Source organism: Micromonospora sp. NPDC005979, assembly GCF_040614415.1.
GTDB lineage: Bacteria > Actinomycetota > Actinomycetes > Mycobacteriales > Micromonosporaceae > Micromonospora.
The window spans coordinates 97,781-117,129 of sequence record NZ_JBEXUR010000017.1 but is presented as its reverse complement, the minus strand read 5'-3'; the positions used below and the strand labels follow the sequence as shown (position 1 = coordinate 117,129).

16 protein-coding genes are annotated in these 19,349 nt (G+C 73.2%); 7 read left to right on the top strand and 9 right to left on the bottom strand.

What is annotated here, in order from left to right:
• Nucleotides 1-7 precede the first annotated feature (7 nt).
• Nucleotides 8-958 carry a DUF3500 domain-containing protein gene (locus ABZ272_RS25460; RefSeq protein ID WP_355052429.1) on the top strand — a complete coding sequence of 317 codons (951 nt, stop codon included), beginning with the start codon at nucleotides 8-10 and terminating at the stop codon, nucleotides 956-958.
• A 308-nt stretch (nucleotides 959-1,266) separates the two neighbouring features.
• Here the strand turns inward: ABZ272_RS25460 and ABZ272_RS25455 are convergent, their stop codons facing one another.
• The 7 genes from ABZ272_RS25455 to ABZ272_RS25425 form a co-directional block, all read right to left on the bottom strand.
• Nucleotides 1,267-2,025, bottom strand: a complete 759-nt coding sequence (locus ABZ272_RS25455) for a class I SAM-dependent methyltransferase (protein WP_355052428.1) — start codon at nucleotides 2,023-2,025, stop codon at nucleotides 1,267-1,269.
• A 159-nt stretch (nucleotides 2,026-2,184) separates the two neighbouring features.
• Nucleotides 2,185-2,676 carry a DUF2231 domain-containing protein gene (locus ABZ272_RS25450; RefSeq protein WP_355052427.1) on the bottom strand — a complete coding sequence of 164 codons (492 nt, stop codon included), beginning with the start codon at nucleotides 2,674-2,676 and terminating at the stop codon, nucleotides 2,185-2,187.
• Nucleotides 2,677-2,804: 128 nt separating this feature from the next.
• A complete protein-coding gene (locus tag ABZ272_RS25445; RefSeq protein WP_355052478.1) occupies nucleotides 2,805-3,545 on the bottom strand; it encodes a GAF and ANTAR domain-containing protein in 741 nt (246 codons plus the stop codon).
• 181 nt (nucleotides 3,546-3,726) lie between these two features.
• The gene (gene secA2 / locus ABZ272_RS25440) at nucleotides 3,727-6,018 is read right to left on the bottom strand and encodes an accessory Sec system translocase SecA2 (protein WP_355052426.1); all 2,292 of its coding nucleotides are present in this window, start codon (nucleotides 6,016-6,018) and stop codon (nucleotides 3,727-3,729) included.
• 66 nt (nucleotides 6,019-6,084) lie between these two features.
• Nucleotides 6,085-7,851: an ABC transporter ATP-binding protein gene (locus tag ABZ272_RS25435; protein ID WP_355052425.1), complete on the bottom strand. Its 1,767-nt coding sequence runs from the start codon at nucleotides 7,849-7,851 to the stop codon at nucleotides 6,085-6,087.
• 41 nt (nucleotides 7,852-7,892) lie between these two features.
• Complete coding sequence (locus ABZ272_RS25430) at nucleotides 7,893-8,981, bottom strand: zinc-binding alcohol dehydrogenase (protein ID WP_355052424.1); 1,089 nt, start codon at nucleotides 8,979-8,981, stop codon at nucleotides 7,893-7,895.
• Nucleotides 8,974-9,984: a Gfo/Idh/MocA family oxidoreductase gene (locus ABZ272_RS25425; protein ID WP_355052423.1), complete on the bottom strand. Its 1,011-nt coding sequence runs from the start codon at nucleotides 9,982-9,984 to the stop codon at nucleotides 8,974-8,976. The genes ABZ272_RS25430 and ABZ272_RS25425 overlap by 8 nt, the downstream gene beginning before the upstream one ends.
• Before the next feature lie 221 nt (nucleotides 9,985-10,205).
• Here ABZ272_RS25425 and ABZ272_RS25420 point away from each other — a divergent pair, with 221 nt between their 5' ends.
• From ABZ272_RS25420 to ctaD, 5 genes are all read left to right on the top strand, one after another.
• Entirely contained in the window at nucleotides 10,206-11,189 is a 984-nt protein-coding gene (locus ABZ272_RS25420; RefSeq protein WP_355052477.1) for a glucosyl-3-phosphoglycerate synthase, read from the top strand.
• 49 nt (nucleotides 11,190-11,238) lie between these two features.
• A complete protein-coding gene (locus ABZ272_RS25415; RefSeq protein WP_355052422.1) occupies nucleotides 11,239-12,396 on the top strand; it encodes a glycosyltransferase in 1,158 nt (385 codons plus the stop codon).
• 97 nt (nucleotides 12,397-12,493) lie between these two features.
• Nucleotides 12,494-12,943 carry a DUF4383 domain-containing protein gene (locus ABZ272_RS25410; protein ID WP_355052476.1) on the top strand — a complete coding sequence of 150 codons (450 nt, stop codon included), beginning with the start codon at nucleotides 12,494-12,496 and terminating at the stop codon, nucleotides 12,941-12,943.
• Between the two features lie 92 nt (nucleotides 12,944-13,035).
• Nucleotides 13,036-13,764, top strand: coding sequence for an STAS domain-containing protein (locus ABZ272_RS25405; protein ID WP_355052421.1), 729 nt, complete (start codon nucleotides 13,036-13,038; stop codon nucleotides 13,762-13,764).
• Between the two features lie 124 nt (nucleotides 13,765-13,888).
• Nucleotides 13,889-15,883 (top strand): cytochrome c oxidase subunit I, encoded by a 1,995-nt coding sequence (gene ctaD / locus ABZ272_RS25400; RefSeq protein WP_355052420.1) that lies wholly within the window; start codon nucleotides 13,889-13,891, stop codon nucleotides 15,881-15,883.
• Nucleotides 15,884-15,947: 64 nt separating this feature from the next.
• Here ctaD and ABZ272_RS25395 read toward each other — a convergent pair whose 3' ends face one another.
• The gene (locus ABZ272_RS25395; protein ID WP_355052419.1) at nucleotides 15,948-17,090 is read right to left on the bottom strand and encodes a SigB/SigF/SigG family RNA polymerase sigma factor; all 1,143 of its coding nucleotides are present in this window, start codon (nucleotides 17,088-17,090) and stop codon (nucleotides 15,948-15,950) included.
• 222 nt (nucleotides 17,091-17,312) lie between these two features.
• Nucleotides 17,313-18,725: a hypothetical protein gene (locus ABZ272_RS25390; protein ID WP_355052418.1), complete on the bottom strand. Its 1,413-nt coding sequence runs from the start codon at nucleotides 18,723-18,725 to the stop codon at nucleotides 17,313-17,315.
• A gap of 176 nt (nucleotides 18,726-18,901) precedes the next feature.
• On the opposite strand from ABZ272_RS25390, the gene ABZ272_RS25385 reads away from it, so the two are divergent.
• Nucleotides 18,902-19,132, top strand: coding sequence for a CDGSH iron-sulfur domain-containing protein (locus ABZ272_RS25385; RefSeq protein WP_355052417.1), 231 nt, complete (start codon nucleotides 18,902-18,904; stop codon nucleotides 19,130-19,132).
• Nucleotides 19,133-19,349 lie beyond the last annotated feature (217 nt).

Here is a 19,349-nt window from a genome sequence, read left to right as displayed (position 1 = left end):
AGGGGCGGTGGAAGATCCTCTGCCCGAACAGATGCGTGCCGCCGGCAGCGCGCTGCTGACCGCGCTCGACCCCGCGACCCGCGTCGACGTCGTGTACCCGTTCGACGACGAGCCCGCCCGGCGCTGGCTGGAGTACCGGCCGCGCCCACGCCCCGGCGTCTGCCTCGCCGGGCTGGACATCGCCGGGCGCAAGGCCGCGCACCGGCTGCTGGCCACCGCGCTCAGCCCGTCGGCGTACGCCCAGGCGATGGCGATCATCGCCCTGGAGGAGGTCCTGGACCGGGCCGAGGGGTGGCGTCGCGGGCGGCACAGCGGCGACTACTGGATCGCCGTGTTCGGCGACCCGGCGCGCGACGACCGCTGGGCGTGGCGGCTCGAGGGGCACCACCTGTCGGTGACCATGACCATCGTGGACGACCAGGTCTCCCCCGCGCCGGTCTTCTTCGGCGCCAACCCGGCCGCGGTGCGGTACGCCGGGCGGCCCGTCTCCCGACCGCTCGGCGTGGAGGAGGATCTGGGCCGCGCCCTGCTGGACGCGCTGGGCCCCGCCGGGCGGGCCGCCGCGATCATCGCCGACGAGGCCCCGACGGACATCATCAGCGCCACCCGTCCCCGGGTCGACGGGCCACTCGAACCCCTCGGCGTACCGGCCGACCGACTCGGCCCCACCGGCCGGGCGCTGCTCGACCAGATCGTCGCTCTTTACCTGGACCGGCTACCGCCCGAACTGGCCGTACGCGAGGCGACCCGCCTAGCCGGCGGCCCGCTGCACTTCGCCTGGGCCGGGCCGACCAACCCGGGGCAGCGCCACTACTACCGGGTGCAGGGCGACGACCTGCTGATCGAGTACGACAACACCAGCGACGACGGCAACCACGCGCACACCGTGCTCCGCCGCCCCGCCAGCGACTTCGGCGCCGACATCCTGGCCGCCCACCACAACTCCCACCCCCACTAATCCGCCCCCGCCCCGCCCCGCCCCGCCCCGCCCCGCCCCTGGCGATCATGGAGTCGTGGTGGGAACGAAGGGCACGAGCGGGCGCATAACGCCCACCACAAGTCCATGATCGGCCGGCGGCGGAGAGGCGCCGTCCACGCGATGCCGCCGCCCGCACCCGCGCCTGTCACCGCCCCCGCCTCCCCCAGCCCTCTTCTCGTCGATCTTGCGATTTCTGTGGCGACTAAAGGTGCCAATGGCGCAAAACGTCAACAGTAAGTGCAAGATCGGCGCGAGGGGGCGGCGGGAAGGCGCGGGTGGGAGGGAGGTTAGGGGTGGGTTGCTTCGATGAGGAAGCGTTGGGCGTGGGCTACGAAGGGGCCCTGCTCGACGATGCGGCGGTGCAGGGCGAGTAGCGGCGCGCGGTGGCGGTCCACGTCGAAGCCCGGCACGGTCCAGACCACCTTGCGCAGGAACCAGACCACCGCGCCGATGTCGTGGAATGTCGCGCGCAGCGTGGCCCGGCGCAGGTCGACCACGCGCAGGCCCGCCGACTCAGCGGAAGCGACCGCCTCCTCGGGGTGCCGGCCGTCCGGGGGTGGCAGCGGGCCGAGGATCGCCTCACTCAGCTCCCGCATGGTGCCCGGCCCGATCTGCTGCGACAGGTACGTCCCCCCGGGGCGCAGCACCCGAGCCGTGTCCGCCCAGTCGGTGCGTACCGGGTGCCGGCTCACCACCAGGTCGAAGGAGCCGTCCCGGAACGGCAGCGCCGAGTCCGGCGCGACCGCCACCACCGTCGCGTCGAGCGGGCGCAGGTTCCGTCGTGCCACCAGGACGTTCGGCGGCCACGCCTCCGTGGCCACCAGCACCTTCGGCGGGCGCGGGACGTCCGCCAGCACCTCGCCCCCGCCGGTGTCCACGTCCAGCGCCGCGGCGGCGCGACCCATCCGGTCGGCGACGAGGTGGGCGTACCCCCAGGGTGGACGCTCCTCGGTGGCCCGGCCGGCCAGCCAGTCGAAACCCCAGCCGTCGACGGGCGCGGCGGCGGCCTCCGCGATCAGGTCCTCGGCGGTACGCGCGTCAGTCACGGCGATCAGCCTCGCCGGCACGCCATCCGGGCGGCAATCCAATTACCCGGCGCTTGATCGACTCGCGTTCCTGGAAGCCGTTCTGTCACCGAGCCGCCGACGCCCCGTCTTTCCGGAGACCGAGTCGATCATGCAAGACTGAGTCGATCAAGACCGCGATCACGGGCGGGGGCGGACGACCTCGACCGTGCCACCGGCGAGGGTGTCCAGGCTGCCGGTCTCGACGCGACCCCCGTCGAACTGGCGCATGAGCCGCGCGCCCAGGCACACGCCGACCCCGCCGGCCGCCAGCGCCACCAGCTCGGTGAACAGGATCGCGGCCGTCGCGCCACGATCCGGCGAGTGGGCGCGGACCAGGCTGGTGATCAGGAACAGCCCCGCCATGGCGGCGTTCACCAGGTTGAAGGCGATGGCCGTACGGCGGGTGCCGTCGACCGGCACGTCCCACAGGTCGACCATGCCCGCGATGGCCGTCATGGCGGCGGCGAAGAGGGCGGCGACGCTGGTCCAGTAGCCGACCTCGCCGAGGAAGACCGGCCCCCCGGCGACGTCGGTGAGGTCGAAGACCGTGGCGCTGACGAAGAGCCCGAGCGGGAACGTCACCAACATCGGTTGGATGGGGTGCCCCTGCACCCGCAGCCGGCTCTGCATCGGTCCTCCCCGGGGTCAGGCGCAGTCCATCGGTACCAGACTGCTACCCGAGCGCCCGAGCGGTGAAACGATGCCGCCCGACTCGCCGCCGACCGGGAGAACGGGCATCCACCCGCGCCGGTCGACGGTCAGCTCTCACGGGGGCGGGAGACCGTCCGCACCAGACGTTCGGCGACCTCGCGCAGCGGTATGTCCAGCGACGAGGCGGCGGTACGCAGCACGTCCAGGGCCTCGGCGGCCGGACACCCCCGCTGCGTCATGATCACCCCGATCGCCTGGCCGACGACACCCTCGTGCAGGAGCGCGGCGTCCCGCTCCCCGGCGAGCGCCTGCTGGCGGCCCCGGTCCCGAACGGCGGCCAGCAGCAGACCGGCGTGTTCGGCGAGCAGCATCGCGGTGAGTTGGTGCTGCGGGGTGAGCACGTCGGGCGCGGCGGCGTACAGGTTGATCGCCCCGATCACCTGGTCGTCGATGTCCACCGGCGCGGAGATCACCCCTCGGACGCCGAGGTCACGGGCGCGCGGCGTCCAGGTCGGCCACCGTGGCTCGCCGGCCAGGTCGACAGCGAGGATCATCTCGCGGCGTCGGATCGCGCTCATGGCCGGCGTGTCGGGCCCGTGGCGCAGGTCGTCGAGGCCGGCCATCCGGTCGTCGGAGGCGGCCAGGCTGGCCGGCTCGCCGGCGCGCAGTGCGGTGAACCCGCACCAGCGCACCCCGGCCACCGCGTCCCGGGTGACCCGGACCAGCGCCAGCAGCGCCTCATCGAAATCGGTCAGGCCGATCAGGCCGGCGGTCAGCTCCCGCAGCAGCGCGGCTGTCTCCAGCACACCGAGTCGTTCGACCACCGGTTCCCGCGTGTCCAGGTTCACCGTCGCACTGCCCTCGTACGCCCTCGCGTCCATCCCGCCGACGTCGTCACGTGTGCCATCGTCTGCTCTCTTTCCCGCCTTGACCGACCCGCCCTACTACCCTCGCAAACCGGGATCGAAACGGCGCACGGAGGGGTCTCCGCCCTACCCGGAGGTACGGCGGAGACCCCGGCGAGCCAGGTCAGCGCGACGCGCCGCTGAGCCGCCGCCCGATCGAGGCGATCAGCCGGTCGAGCTCGGAGCCGAACGGGTTGTCGTGCACCAGGTACGTCCAGGTGGCGGTCGGCCGGACCAGGGTGCCGTCCTCGGGCTCCCAGTCCTCATCGAATTCGGTCTCGTTGAACGTGGCGATGGTGCGCGCCTCGATCTCCGGGACGAGGTTGTTGAACGCCGGCACCGCCGCCCGGTGGAACTCGTCCAGCGGGTCGAGCCGCCCCAGGGCACGCAGGTGTACGCCCTCACGGACCTCGGACAGCTCGGCCAGGTGCTCGGCCCAGAGCCGGTCCAGGTGGAAGAGCGCGATCGACCGGGCCGCCCGGGCGAGCAGGTCCTCGTCCATCTCGCCGGCCTTCTCGGGTTCCTTGTCCAGCAGCATCAGGGCGGCCACGTCGCTGGTCAGCAGGCGCTCGCGGCGGGCGGCCAGGGCGATGCGCTGCTGCTCGATCACCACGCTGTAGCGCCAGGTGTTGCGGTGGATCTCGTGGTTGACGCCCTCGGCGACCCGCTGGGCGTGCTCGACCGCGTAGTCGACCTGCTCGTCGGTGACCAGGCCGTCCGCGTTCATCCGCGGCGACGGGGGCACCGCGTCGGCGGCGTGCCGGACGACCAGGTCGTCCTCCAGGCTGACGAAGAAGACCGAGCCACCCGGGTCGCCCTGTCGGCCGGCGCGGCCCCGCAGCTGGTCGTCGACGCGGCGGCTGTCGTGCCGGCCGCTGCCGATCACGTAGAGGCCGCCCAGCTCGGCCACCCGGTCCCGGTCGGCCTGGTCGCTGCCGCCGAGGCGGATGTCGACGCCCCGGCCGGCCATCTGGGTGGAGACCGTCACCGCGCCGTACGCGCCGGCCTCGGCGATGATCGCCGCTTCCTCGTCGTCGTTCTTGGCGTTCAGCACCACGCAGGACACGCCGGCCGCGTTGAGCCCGGCGGCCAGCGCCTCGGACTCCTTGACGTCCAGGGTGCCGACGAGCACCGGCCGCCCGGCGTCGTGGCAACGGCGGATCTCGTCGATCAGCGCCTCGTCCTTCTCGGCGCGGGTGGCGTAGATCCGGTCCGGCTCGTCCTCGCGGACGCACGGCGTGTTCGGCGGGATCACCGCGACCTCGAGGCCGAAGAACTCCCGCAGCTGGTCGCCGACCAGCACCGCGGTGGCGGTCATGCCGCACACCTTCGGGTAGAGCGCGATGAACGCCTGCACGGCGATGGTGCCGAGCACCTCACCCTCGGCGGTGGCGTCCAGCCCCTCCTTGGCCTCGACCGCCGCCTGGAGCCCGTCGGGCCACCGGCGGCGCTGGGCCACCCGGCCGCGCATCTCGTCGATCAGCTCGACCGAGCCGTCCCGGACGATGTAGTCCACGTCACGGTGCAGCAGGGTCTGGGCGTGCAGCGCCACGTGGACGGCGGAGAGCTGCTCGACGTGCTCCTCGTCGTACAGGTCGATGCCGAGCTTGGCCTCGACGGCGGCCAGGCCGGCGGAGGTGAACGCCACGCTGCGGCCGTCCTCGGCGATCGTGTAGTGCCGGCCCTTGCGCAGGCCACGCACCAGCGCGGCGGCGGTGTGCACCGGGTCCTGCTCGCCCGGCACCGCGCCGGCGAGCACCATCGGCACCCGGGCCTCGTCGATCATGATCGAGTCGGCCTCGTCGATGATCGCCGTGGTCAGCACCGGCTGCACGCGGTCTTCGACGTCGGTGACGAGCTGGTCGCGCAGGTAGTCGAAGCCCGCCTCGCTGACCGAGATGTAGGTGACGTCGCAGGAGTACGCGTCGCGCCGCTCCTGGGGCGTGGACGCCTCGTTGACCCAGCCGACGGTCAGGCCGAGCAGCGTGTAGACGGGCTCCATCCACTGGGCGTCCCGGCGGGCCAGGTAGTCGTTGACGGTGAGCACGTGCACCGGACCGTTGCCCAGCCGGACGTGCCCGTACGCGGCGATGGTGGCGGTCAGCGTCTTGCCCTCACCGGTGGCCATCTCGGCGACCTTGCCGGAGAGCAGCGCCATCGCACCGAGTAGCTGCACGTCGTACGGCCGCTGGTCGAGGCCCCGGCGGGCGGCCTCGCGGCCGACCGCGCAGATCTCCTCGTAGCCGGTGGCGGCACCGGCGGCCTCGGTCAACTCGGCGTCGTCAAGCGCGGCGAGGTCGTCCTCGCGCGCCGCGATCGCCGGCAGCAGCTTCTCCAGCGGAGCAAGATCCACGGTTGATCCCGGGCGCTGGAGGAAACGCCGGAACTTGCTCTTGAACCGTTGCGACACACCCATGAGCGGCAACGGTACGCGATTCTCGACCGACACGGGCGGCCCGGCCGCCCGGCAAGTTGGGCCCCCTCAGGCGACCAGCAGTTGGTGGGTGGCCAACTCCCGGTAGAGCGGGTCGGTGGCGGTCAGCTCGGCATGGGTGCCCACGGCCACCACCCGGCCGCCGTCGAGGACGACGATCTGGTCGGCGTCCACCACGGTGGCGAGTCGGTGCGCCACGATCAGCAGCGTACGGCGCACGGCCACCGCGTCGATGGCGCGGCGCAGGGCGGCCTCGTTGCGCGCGTCGAGGTTGCTGGTCGGCTCGTCGAGCAGCAGCACCGGCGGGCCGGCCAGCAGGGCCCGCCCGATGGCCAGCCGTTGCCGCTCACCCCCGGAGAGCAGCACCCCGCCCTCCCCCACCTGCACGTCGAGGCCCTGCGGGGTGCGCTGGGCCAGGTGGGTGAGGTTGACCTCGTCCAGGACCTCGCGCAACCGGTCGTCCGTCGCGTCGGGGGCGGTGATCAGCAGGTTCTCGCGCAGCGTGCCGGCGAGCACGGGCGCCTCCTGCTCCACGTAGCCGAGCCGGGCCCGCAGCGCGTCGCGGGGCAGCTCCCGCACGTCCACGCCGTCGACCCGGACCGCGCCGGCGCTGACCTCGTAGAAGCGCTCGACCAGGGCCAGCAGCGTCGACTTGCCGGCGCCCGACGGGCCGACCAGCGCGGTACGGGTGCCGGTCGGCACCGCGAAGCTGACGTCGTGCAGCACCGACGCGCCGCCCGGGTAGCCGAACCCGACCCGGTCGAACTCGATCATGGGTGCGGGCCGGCGCGGGGTCGTCGTCGCGGGCCCGGCCGTCGGTCGGTCCGCCGCGCCCTCCGCCGGCACGTCCAGGATCTCCTCGATCCGCTGCAGGGCGCCCAGACCGGACTGCAACTGGGTGTACGCGCGCAGCACCTGGCCCAGCGGCAACGCCAGGAGGAACAGGTACATGACGAAGGCGACCAGATCGCCCACGGAGATCGCCCCGGCGGCGACCCGCGCCCCGCCGATGCCGAGCACGAGCAGGAACGCCCCCTGCACGGTGACCGAGCCGATCGGGCCGATCAGCGCCTGCACCCGGGCCACCCGCAACCCCGCCCCGTACGCCTCGCGGGCGCTCACGGCGACGGTGTCCGCCTCCCGCGCCTCGGCCCGGCTGGCCCGGATGGTCCGGGCCGCCGAGATCGCCCGCTCCACCGCCGAGGTCATCTCGCCGACCCGCTCCTGGGCGGCGCGGGCCAACGCCCGGACCCGCCGGGCGAAGGTTGCCGCGAAGCCCAGCCCGAGGCCCACCCCGAGCAGGGTGACGCCGAACAGCAGTGGGTCGAGCAGCACCATCGCGGTGCCCGCCCCGACCACCATCACCGCTCCGGTGACGGTCTCGAACAGGCCGGAGGTGACCACCGCCCGCAGCAGGGTGGTGTCCGAGCCCACCCGGGAGAGCAGGTCGCCGGTGCGCCGCTGGTCGTACTCGGCGATGGGGAGCCGCAGCAGGTGGGCCGCCAGCCGTCGCCGGGTGCCCAGCACCAGCCCTTCGGCGGTGCGTTGCAGCAGGTAGTCGCGCAGGCCGCCGATCGCCGCGCCGAGCACCACGAGCCCCACCAGCACCGCCACCAGCCACCAGACCGAGTGTTCGCGGCCGATCCGGTCGAGGACCGACCGGGTGAGCAGCGGTTGGGCCAGTGACGCCGCCGAACCGGCCAGCGACAACACGCCCACCACGACGAGGGTGCCCCGATGCTCGCGCAGGTACGGCAGCAGGGCGCGAAGACCGATCGGGCGGCTGTCGACCGGCGTGTCCGTCGAGGTGCTCATGGGGCGAACGGTAGCCGGCCCATTCACCCCGCGACGGCTCCTCAGCCGGCCAGGACCACCTGTAGCTCCTGGCGGCGACGCTCGGCCAGGTCGGTGAGCAGGGTGGGCGCCTCGTCGAACGGGACCACCGCCGAGACCAGGTGCTTGCGGATGACGTCCCCGTACGTCCGCAGCAGGTCGACGGTCTCGGCGGAGAGCCGCTCCCGGTCCCAGGTGGGCGCGAGCCCGCGCGGCACCCGTCCGATCTGCGCGCAGCGCAGGGCCAGACCGTTGTGGTGGAACTCCTCGCCGAGCCGCACCGCGTCCGCGCCGCCCTGGTAGAAGGCCAGGTCGATCACGGTGCCCTGCGGGCGCAGGAGCCGCAGCGCGAGGTGCAGCGCCCACGCCTGTCCCCGGCACTGGAACACCACGTCGGCGCCCCGGTCGCCGGCGACGTGGGCCCACCGGGTCTTCAGCAGCACGGCGGGGTCGTCCGCCTCCGGGTCGAGCGATTCCAGGCCGAGCGCGTCGGCGACCCGACGACGCTGCGGGGTCGGGTCGAGCACCACCACCGACGCGGCGCCGTGCCGGCGGGCCAGCAGGGCGGTCAGCAGGCCCACCACTCCGGCGCCGACCACCGCGACCCGCCGGCCGCGTACCCCGTCGCCGAGCGAGCGGACGTCCGCGCCGTGCAGGTCGGCGGCGGCGTGCAGCAGACCGTTGGCGCAGATCGGGCCCATGTGCGCGACGTAGACGCCGAGCAGCGGGTCCAGGTCTTCGGGCAGCGGCACGAACCGTTCGGCGACCGGGTCGGCCAGCCAGCCGGTGCGGTGCCCGTACGTCATCGCGCCGACCGTGCCCACCGCCACCGCCGGGGTCGCGCTCTCCACCGCCCGGCCCACCTGCATGTAACCCAGCCGGGTCACCGGGTACGGGGTGCTGGCCGCGCCGGGTTGGAAGAGCCCGAGGTCGGCGTCCCAGGTGACGTTCAGGTAGGGGTTCGTGCCCTTGACGTAGCTCAGCTCGGTGCCGGCGGAGACGCCGCTGAACATCGTCTCGACGCGGAACGTGCCGGGCCGCAGCGGCGCGGCCTCCTGCTCGACGATCTCGACCCGGCCGGGGGCGGTGACCGCGACGACCCGATCAGGCATCGACGGTCACCCCGGTGTCCAGGGCGTGCGAATCGGCGGGTGTGGTGAGTCGGATCGTCCGGCCACCGCGGGCCGAGTCGGCCACCGCGAGGGCGAGCCGCTGGGTCTTCACCGCCTCGGCGTACGGGACCCGCACGTCGTCGCCGACACCGCGGACGGCGTCGACGAACGCGCGGTCCACCGCCACCCGGGCGGCCTCCGGATCGGCCGGGACGTGCCGTTCGCCGTCGGCGTCACGGATCAGCAGGCCGTCCTCGCCCAGCGACAGGGCCAGCCCGTCGGCGAGGATCTCCAGGCCGGCGCGATGTTTCCAGCCCAGCACGCAGGCGGCGCTGAGCGTGCCGACCGCGCCCCTGGCGAAGCGCAGCGTGGCGGTGGTCACCGAGTCGATGTCCGCGCCGTCGACAGGCGGTGGCGTGCCGTTGCCGTACGCGGTGACCTCGGTCACCTCGCCGGCCAGCACCCGGATCAGGTCCAGCACGTGGGCGGCCTGCTCGACGACCGGGCCGCCGGAGCGGTCGCGCCGCGACCACCAGGCGACCGGTGGCACCTTGTCCAGCCAGGCGCCGCTGACCATCCGCACCGGACGGTCGGCGAGCAGCTCACGGGCCGTGTCGAGCACGCTCAGGTAACGCCAGTGGTGCCCGACGGCGGTGCGCACTCCGCGCCGGGCGACGAGGTCGGCGATGCGTTCGGCGATGCCCAGGTCGACGGCGACGGGCTTCTCCACGAACATCGGCACCCCGGCGTCGATCACCGCCTCCTCGGCGGGGCCGTGCGCGAAGGGCGGCACGCAGACGTACACCGCGTCGGGGCCGGCGGCCAGCAGCTGGGCCACGTCGGTGAAGGTCCGCGCGTCGTGCCGCGCGGCCAGCGCGGCCGCCGCTTCCGGAACGACGTCGGTGACCCCGACGATCTCGACGTCGTCGAATCCGGACAGCACCCGCGCATGACGCTGCGCCACTCCGCCTGCACCGACCAGGCCCACCCGACAGCTGACCATTCGACAACCTCTTCCGAGAACGTTTCGGCTCCGTCGGGAGCAGTCCCCTGGCAGGCGCGCAATCAAACGTTCATCCCCCGGGAACGCGCCGATGCCACGTCGTGATCAAGCTGTTGCCCTGGGAACGGTTAGCGCGAGGCGGCAAGTGGGAATTAGAGCCCCGCTTGTTCCACGCACGAGAAGAGGGGGTGCCCGTGCGGGATACGACCGTGTCACCGGTGGTGGAGGCGTGGGCCACGTACCGGACCACGTCGGCGGCGGACTGGCCGGCACGCCGGTTGCTTCGTGCCAAGGGCGAGAGCCGGGTCAGCGTGGTGCTGCCGGCACGAAACGAGGAGGCGACGGTCGGCGCGATCGTGTCGACCATCCGGGAGCATCTGATGGACCGGGTCGCGCTCGTCGACGAGCTGATCGTGGTGGATTCACGGTCGACCGACCGCACCGCCCAGGTGGCCCGGGCCGCCGGCGCGGAGGTGGTCAGCCAGGACGCGATGACCCGGGGCCTGCCCCGGCTCACCGGCAAGGGCGACGCGCTCTGGGCGGGGCTGGCCGCCGCCGAGGGCGACGTGGTGGCGTTCATCGACGCCGACCTGCGGGAGTTCCGCCCGCACTTCGTCACCGGCCTGCTCGGGCCGCTGCTCACCGACCCGTCGGTGGACTTCGTGAAGGGCTTCTACCACCGCCCGCTCGTCGGATCCGCCACGGTCGAACAGGACGGCGGCGGGCGGGTGACCGAACTGATGGCCCGACCGCTGCTCAACCTCTTCTGGCCCGAACTGGCCGGCTTCGTGCAGCCGCTCGCCGGTGAGTACGCCGGCCGTCGCGACGTGCTGGCCCGGGTGCCGTTCGTCTCCGGGTACGGCGTGGAGACCGCCATGATGATCGACCTGCTGGACCTGGTCGGTCTGGACGCGCTGGCGCAGGTCGACCTGGGCGAACGCAAGCACCGTCACCAGGACACGGCGGCGCTGGGCCGGATGTCCGCGCAGATCATGCTGACCGCGTGGTCCCGGCTGCAACGACGCGGTTGGGCGACCCCCGGTCTGATGCCGGAGGCGCTGCTGACCCAGTTCCGCCGGGGCGGGTCCGACACCCTGCCCAACCTGGACCGGGAGGTCGTGGTCAGCGACGTGTCCATCGAGGAGCGTCCGCCGCTGGCCGAGCTGCGCCACCGGCTCCCCCGCCGACGGGTGGCGGCCGCGTGAGCGCCCCGGTTCGTCGGCCGGCCACCGCCCGGGTACGAAAGGACCGCCGATGAGCCTCACCGTGCTGATGAACGCCGGCCCGTGGCTGTCGGTGCCCCCACCCGGGTACGGGGGCATCGAGAACGTGATCGCGACCCTGGTGCCGGAGCTGCGCCGGCTCGGCGTGCGCGTGGTGCTCGCCTCGGTGGAGTCCAGCGCCCTGCCGGTGGACGAGAAGGTGTCGGTCTTTCCCGACGGGCAGTTCGGCGCGCTGCAACGGCCCTACAACCAGGTCTGTGGCATCGCGCAGGCGCACCTGGCCGGGGTGGTCCGCGAGCTGCACTCCCGCGACGACATCGACCTGGTGCACGACCACGTGGAGGCGGTCGGGCTGGCCACGCTCACCGCGATGGGACCGTCCGGGCCGCCGGTGCTGCACACCCTGCACTGGGACCTGGCCAAGCACCCCGCGCTCTACGGCACTCTCGACGGCGGCGACCGGGTCCGGGTCAACGGCGTCTCGGCGTCGCAGTTGGCCCGGGCGCCGCTGGCGCTGCGGGAGCACTCGGTGGGTCACGTGCACCTGTCCACCCCGCTGGCCGTGGACGCCGACCGTCGGCCCGGTCCGCCCAAGGGCGACCACCTGCTCATCCTCGGACGGATCAACCCGGGCAAGGGGCAGGACGTGGGCGCGCGGCTCGCGCGGCGGATCGGCGTACCGCTGGTGCTCGCCGGTCCCGTCGGGCCGTACCACCGCCCGGCCGACCTGGCGGCGGCCGGCGACGAGGCCCGGCAGAACCCGGACGTGCGGTTCTTCCTCGACGAGGTGGCGCCGCACGTCGATGGCGACCTGGTCCGCTGGGTCGGCACCGTGGCCGGGCAGGAGCGCGACGACCTGCTGGCCAGCGCCCGCGCCTCGCTGTTCCCGCTGCGCTGGGAGGAGCCGGGGGGCACGGCCGTGGTCGAGTCGCTTGCCCTGGGTACGCCGGTGGTGGCCACCGCCCGGGGCTGCCTGCCCGAGTTGATCGAGCACGGACGCACCGGCCTGCTCACCGGCGATGAGGATGAGCTGGCCGATCTGGTGCTGGCCGCGGACCTGCTCGACCCGCACGAGTGCCGCCGGGTCGCGGCAGAGCGGTTCACGCCCGCGGTGATGGCCCAGCGCTACGTCGAGCTGTACCAGCGGGTCCGCGAGCTGGCGACCACGCCCCGCCTGCAACCGGTCTGAGCCGCGATCGCCGCCGGCGCGTTTGCCCCCCGGCGGCGACGGGTAGGCGCATCCGTACGCCTGCCGCGCAGCGAGGGAGCCGGTGATGGTCGGACCGATGGCGCACTCCCGGGCCCGGGCCAACCCGGCCGACGGCAAGCCGCCGGTACGCCGCGCGGCCAGCACCGCGTCCGTCGTGTTCCTGCTGGTCGGTGTGCTCGGTTTCGTCCCGGGAATCACCAGCGGTACGCAGAACCTGCGCTTCGCGGGGCACACCTCGGGCGCGTTCCTGTTCGGCGCCTTCCAGGTCTCGGTGCTGCACAACCTCGTACACCTGCTGTTCGGGGTCGTCGGCCTGGCGCTGGCGCGGACGGTCGGCGGCGCGCGGACCTTCCTGGTCGGCGGCGGCGCGGTCTACCTGGTGCTCTGGCTCTACGGACTGGCGGTGGACCGCGACACCGGCGCGAACGTCCTGCCGGTCAACGCCGCCGACGGTTGGCTGCACCTCGGCCTGGGCCTCGGTCTGATCGCGCTGGGTCTGCTGACCGCGCGGCCCCGGCGACCGTGAGCCGCGTCGCCCTACCGACCGGTCCGGTTTGCTGGCGCGGCACCTCGGGTAGTGGGCAGATCCCGACCCACAAGCGAATCGAGGACGCCCCGATGGCCAGCCGGATCACCTGCGAGGTGCGCGACACGGCACCGGTGGCGGTCGTCCGGCTCACCGGCGCCCTGGACCTGGGCACCATGCGGTCGGTGCACCAGGCGCTGAACGGGGCGCTGGCGACCCAGCCGGAGGCGCTGGTGGTCGACCTCGCCCGGGTGACCGTGCGGGACCGGTTGGCGCTGTCGGTCTTCGCGGCGACGGCCCGGCGTGCCGAGGAGTGGCCGGCCGTGCCGGTGGTGCTCTGCGCCCCGCCCCCGGCCGCCGCCCGGTGGCTGGCCGAGTCGACGACGTGCCGGGTGGTTCCGGTCTCGCAGGACTGCGCGGAGGCGACGAGGGTGGCGGGCGCGCAGGGAACGCTGCGGGTCCGCGCCCGGTTGGAGCCGGTGGCGGAGGCGTGCCGGCGAGCCCGGGAGCTGGTCGGCGACGCGTGCGCCCGGTGGAACCTGCCCGACGCGGCCGGCCCGGCGGCTCTCGTGCTCACCGAGCTGGTCGGCAACGTCGTCCGGCACGTGGGCACCCCCATGCAGGTGACCCTGACGCTGCGGCGGCCGTACCTGCACCTGGCCGTGGTGGACGGCAGCCCGGCGGCGGCCCAACCCGCCGGCCTGGACCTGCGGGCCGAGGGTGGCCGCGGGCTGCTGCTGGTCCGCGAGCTGGCGCAGCGGTGGGGCAGCGTGCCGGCGGGTCGGGGCAAGGCCGTCTGGGCGATGCTGCCGGCGACCTGAGGCTGCGGGGCACTTCGACCGGTACCAGCGATCTGACCGAATTCACCGCTTAAGCCTGGTTACATGGTGCAAGGGTCGGGTAGGCACGCCCGTCCTTTCTGCCGTCACGACGGGGTGAGCAGCCATGCCCAAGCGGGTAACCACCGAGCCCGTTCGCGATCGGGGCCCGGCGATCCTGGCACCGGCCCGCTTCGGGGGCTTTCCCGGGTCGTTGCGGACGCCGGTCCCCGGCAACTCCCTGATCAAGTTCCTCGCCACCACCGACCACAAGCAGATCGGTGTGCTGTACCTGCTGACCTCCTTCGGGTTCTTCCTCGTGGCGGGCCTGCAGGCGATGGTGATGCGCGCCGAGCTGGCTCGGCCGGGCCTGCAGTTCCTCTCCTCCGAGCAGTACAACCAGCTCTTCACCTCGCACGGCGCGGTGATGCTGCTGCTGTTCGCCACGCCCGCCGCCTTCGGATTCGCCAACTTCATCGTGCCGATCCAGATCGGCGCGCCGGACGTGTCGTTCCCCCGGCTCAACGCGCTGGCCTACTGGCTGTACCTGTTCGGCGGCCTGATGGTGATCGGCGGGTTCGCTGCGCCGGGCGGTTCGGCGGACTTCGGCTGGACCGCCTACAACCCGCTGAGCAGCGTCGAGAACAGCCCCGGCGTGGGCGCGAACATGTGGGTGGTGGGCTTGGTGCTCTCCGGCCTGGGCACCATCCTGGGCGCGGTCAACCTGATCACCACGATCCTGACCCTGCGCGCGCCCGGGATGACCCTGTTCCGGATGCCGATCTTCACCTGGAACATGCTGTTCACCAGCGTGCTGGTGATCCTCGTCTTCCCGCTGCTGGCCGCCGCGCTGCTGGCGCTCTCCGCCGACCGGTTGCTCAACGCGCACGTGTACGACGCGGCCACCGGCGGCCCGATGCTCTGGCAGCACCTGTTCTGGTTCTTCGGCCATCCCGAGGTCTACATCATCGCGCTGCCGTTCTTCGGCATCATCACCGAGATCATCCCGGTGTTCTCCCGCAAGCCGATCTTCGGTTACACCGGCCTGGTGCTGGCGACCATCGCGATCACCGTGCTCTCGATGACCGTGTGGGCGCATCACATGTTCGCCACCGGACAGGTGCTGCTGCCGTTCTTCAGCATCCTGAGCTATCTGATCGCGGTGCCCACCGGAGTGAAGTTCTTCAACTGGATCGGCACCATGTGGAAGGGGCAGCTCACCTTCGAGACGCCGATGCTGTTCGCCATCGGCTTCCTGGTGACCTTCCTGCTCGGCGGCCTCACCGGGGTGCTGTTGGCCAGCCCGCCGGTCGACTGGCACACCCACGACAGCTACTTCGTGGTGGCGCACTTCCACTACGTCGTGTTCGGCACCGTCGTCTTCGCGCTCTTCGGCGGCTACTACTTCTGGTGGCCGAAGATGACCGGGCGGCTGCTCGACGAGCGGCTCGGCAAGGCGCACTTCTGGACGATGTTCATCGGCTTCCACGGCACCTTCCTGGTGCACCACTGGCTGGGCGCCGAGGGCATGCCCCGCCGGTACGCCGACTACCTGCCCACCGACGGCTTCACCACGCTGAACACCATCTCCAGCATCTTCGCGTTCATCCTCGGCCTGTCCACGCTCTTCTTCATCTACAACGCCTGGAAGTCCTGGCGGTACGGCGCGATCGTCACGGTGGACGACCCGTGGGGCTTCGGCAACTCGCTGGAGTGGGCGACCACCTGCCCGCCGCCGCTGCGCAACTTCGACAAGATGCCCCGCATCCGCTCGGAGCGGCCGGCGTTCGACCTGAAGTACGGGCCGCTCGTCGCCGACCTGGGCCGGGACCTGCCGCAGCGCACCACGAAGCCGCCGCAGCACTTCGGCGACGAGATACACCTCGAGCACCACGCGCCCGAGTCACCCGCCCCCGAGGGCGCGCACGGTGCCCCGGAGGCGGCCCGCTACCACCCGGCCCCCGAGTCCGGCGCCCGCCCGGTGGACGTGCCGGTGCCCGAGGGCGTACGCCGGCCCAGCTTCGAGCAGAGCGACGCCCCGCAGGACGCACAGGACGCGCCGAAGCCGCACGAACGCTGGCGGCATCCGCACAGCGACGGCGGTGAGACCGAGGACCGCTGAGAGTCGGTACGCGCCAAAGGGCCCGACACCTGTGCGGTGTCGGGCCCCTGCTGTCGTCGGTGGATCAGTCCCGGGCCGGCGGCAGCCCGGCGGCGGTGAGCGAGCGGCGCACCGCCGGCTGCACCCGGGTGAGCCGCAACGGCACGCCGGTACGCTCGGCTGCCTCCCGACCCGCCACCAGCGCGGCGATCCCACCGGCGTCGAACCCGCCCGCGCCGACCAGGTCGACGACGACCTCGCTCGGCTGGCCGGTGACGGCCTCCAACATCGCACGGCGTAGCTGGTCCGCGCCGTCGCGGTCGACCTCGCCGCCGACCTCGACGACCACCCGGTCACCGTTCTGCCGTACCGAGATGCGGGTCTTGCCCGGATCCGGTTCGGCGGCGCCGTTCTGCCAGGGCGGTGGGGCGTCGGCGAGCATGGCCTGCCGCAGCCAGGTCAGCGCCCGCGACAGCAGGCGGGACACGTGCATCTGCGAGATGCCGAACCGGGCGGCGATCTCCGCCTGGGTCTGGTTGCCGTAGAAGCGCATGGCGAGGATGCGGCGCTCACGCCAGGGCAGCCGGTGCAGCAGGCCGCTCACCGTCACCCGGTCGTCGACCGATTCGAGGGCGTTGTCCGACTCGCCGACCAGGTCGCCGAACTCCGCGGAGCTCTCCCCGCCGACCGGCGCGTTCAGCGACGCCGGACTGTAGCCGGCTGCCGACTCCAACGCCGCGAGGATCTCCTCCTCCGGCGTCTCCAGCCGGGCCGACAGCTCGGCCACCGACGGCGCGCGGGACAACTCGCTGGTCAGCGCGGCGGTGGCCTGCCCCACCTCGAGGATCAGGTCACGCAGCCGCCGGGGCACGTGGACGCCCCAGGTGCGGTCCCGGAAGTGGCGCTTGATCTCGCCCACGATGGTGATCGCCGCGTACGCCGTGAACGAACCCCGCTCCGGGTCGTACCGGTCGACGGCGTTGACCAGCCCCAGGCGGGCCACCTGCTCCAGGTCCTCCAGCGGTTCGCCCCGCCCCCGGTAACGGCGGGCCAGCCGGCCGGCGAACGGCAGCGCGAAGCGGACCAGGTCGTCCCGCGCCTCCTGCCGCCGCTCCGGCGGCAGCCCTTCGATCCGGGCCGCGTACGCCAGCGCCGCCGCGTCCAGGTCCTCCAGACCACGCTCGGTGGGTGGTGGTGTGGTCGTGGTCGTGCTCGTCTGTCCGAACATCCGCGCCTCCCTCAGGAAGGTCCCCCGCCCGGATCGGGAAACCGGTCGTGCGCGTGGTCGAGCCACGCACCGGGCCGGAAAGTGGGTCAGTGACTGGGATGCCAGCGGGCGACAACATCTCTACGCAGCGCGATCAGGTCGTCGCAGCCAGCGATGTTCCCGCTCCGTAGGTACTCAATCACGGGACCCCGGGTTCGCGAGGAAGTTTCGGCGTCCTCCCCTTCAGGAGACGAGCAACCCCTGGTGGCCGCCGGTGTCACGGAGCACCGACAGGGCCTCCGCGACCCCCAACGGGGGCGGGACGGGCAGGTCGTACGGCTGGGCGCGCATGACCTCGGTGGCCCGGCGCGTCGGCACGGACGTCACCGGATAGCCCCGCGCGGAGGTCCGGTCCAGCGCCCGGCGTCGTCGGCCGAAGCCCGCCACCGCCAACCACTGTGGGAGCCCGGCCAGGGCGGGCGAGCGCATACCGGGCGGCTCGGGCAGGACGTCCACCGAGCTGAACTCCTCGCTGCCGGCCAGCCACCACTCGGCCTCGTCCACGCTGCGGCGGGTCGCGTTCTCGCACCAGTACGGCACCAGCCCCGCCCGCACCACCTGCCACGGATCGAGCAGCCGGCCGCATTCCACCACCAACCGGTCACCGGTCTTGCCGGCGGCCCGCAACCAGCGCCGGTAGAGGTCGGCCACCGCGGCGCTCAACGCTCCCGGCCGGGGCACCAGCACCCGGTGCAGCGGGCGCCCGTGACGGCCCGCGAAGTCCCGGGCGGCGAGCTCGAATCCGGGGTCCATGCCGTACTCGGCGTCGCCCGACGGCACCGACACCTCCGGCGGCGCCCACCGGGCGGCGTCGCCGCCCACCGCCCGCAGGACCTGCCGCAGGGCGTGGCTGTCGGGATGGAAGTCCACCGGGTCCAGTCCGCTCGCCGGGCAGCCGACCTGGAAGCTGTGCCCGGGCCCGCGTTCCAGCACGGGCCACGTGCGCGCGTCCCGCACCAGGAGCACCGGGGCGTCGGCGCTCAGCCGGTCGGTCAGGAACTGCGCGTACGCGGCCGGCAGCGACCGCCAGCGGGCGGCCAGCGACACGGTGACGCCGGTGAGGGTTCCCCGACTGGCCGGGCAGTGCACCTGGCGCAGGTGCACGTCGGGGTTGCCGCCGACCAGCCGCTCGGCGAGCGCGCCCCCGTGCGCCAGCGCCTCCCGGGGACGGTCCACGGCCCCGTCGCTCCAGTGCACGGTCATCTCGAAGCCGGCGGGCAGCCACGGCACGCCGAGAGCGATCGCCAGGTGGGCGGCCGCACCGTGCGGCGAGCCGATGAGCACCCCGGGATAGCTGCGGCGCGGGTACTGGTCGACGAACCAGCGTGCCACCCGGGCCGCGTCCACCTCACCGATCTGGTCGACGGTGAGGGCGACCCGCCCGGCGGCCCGGGTCGCCGCAGCCCGGCGTACCGGCTCGGGCGCCGTCGGGAACCGCGAGATCGGCCCGGTGTGCCCGAGGTCGGCGCAGTCCGCGCCCCGCAGCGCCCGGGCGGTGGCGGCGACCAGCACCCGGGCGGCGCTGCCCTGGGCCACGACCCGGTCGCCGGCCAGACCGGCGCCATCGGCCGTGAGCCCCTTGTGCACCTTGTGCACCGGCCCCACCTTGCCTCGTTCGCTCACCACGCGGCCCGGCTTCCCGTCCCGATGGGGTTCAAACGGGGCATCACCCACCCGGCAGTCACAATCCGCTGGTCAGCGGGTTGCGCCGGTCATCACCGGCGATCGGCCGCGCAGGTTTCACCGGGGCTGGGCCGGGCACATCGGGGCCCATGCGCACCGACGACACCAGCGAGCCCGCCGCCGCCACGATCACCCCGTACGAGGACGGTCCACTGCTCGTCCGCGGCGACTTCGCGGTGGTGACCCCGGACGGCGAGCGGATCGACGCCCGCCGGGGCACGGTGGCGCTGTGCCGCTGCGGCAAGTCGGCGCTCAAGCCGTTCTGCGACGGCACCCACAAGATGGTCAACTTCCGGGCCGGGACCACCCGCGAGGGGTGAGCCGACGTCGTCACGGCCCGCACGACGGGCGCGGCCGCCTCCACCGGGCGCCACCAGGCTTTCTTCACCGGGCGCCACCAGGTTCGCTTCCTTTGCTCTGCTTCCACGGACGCAACACCCACGGCCCGTCACTGTCGCCTCGGTGGAAGCAGAGCAAAGGGCGAAGGTGGACCGGGCAGACCCGCCGGCACAGCCAGCGGCCCGGCGGCCAAGGCGT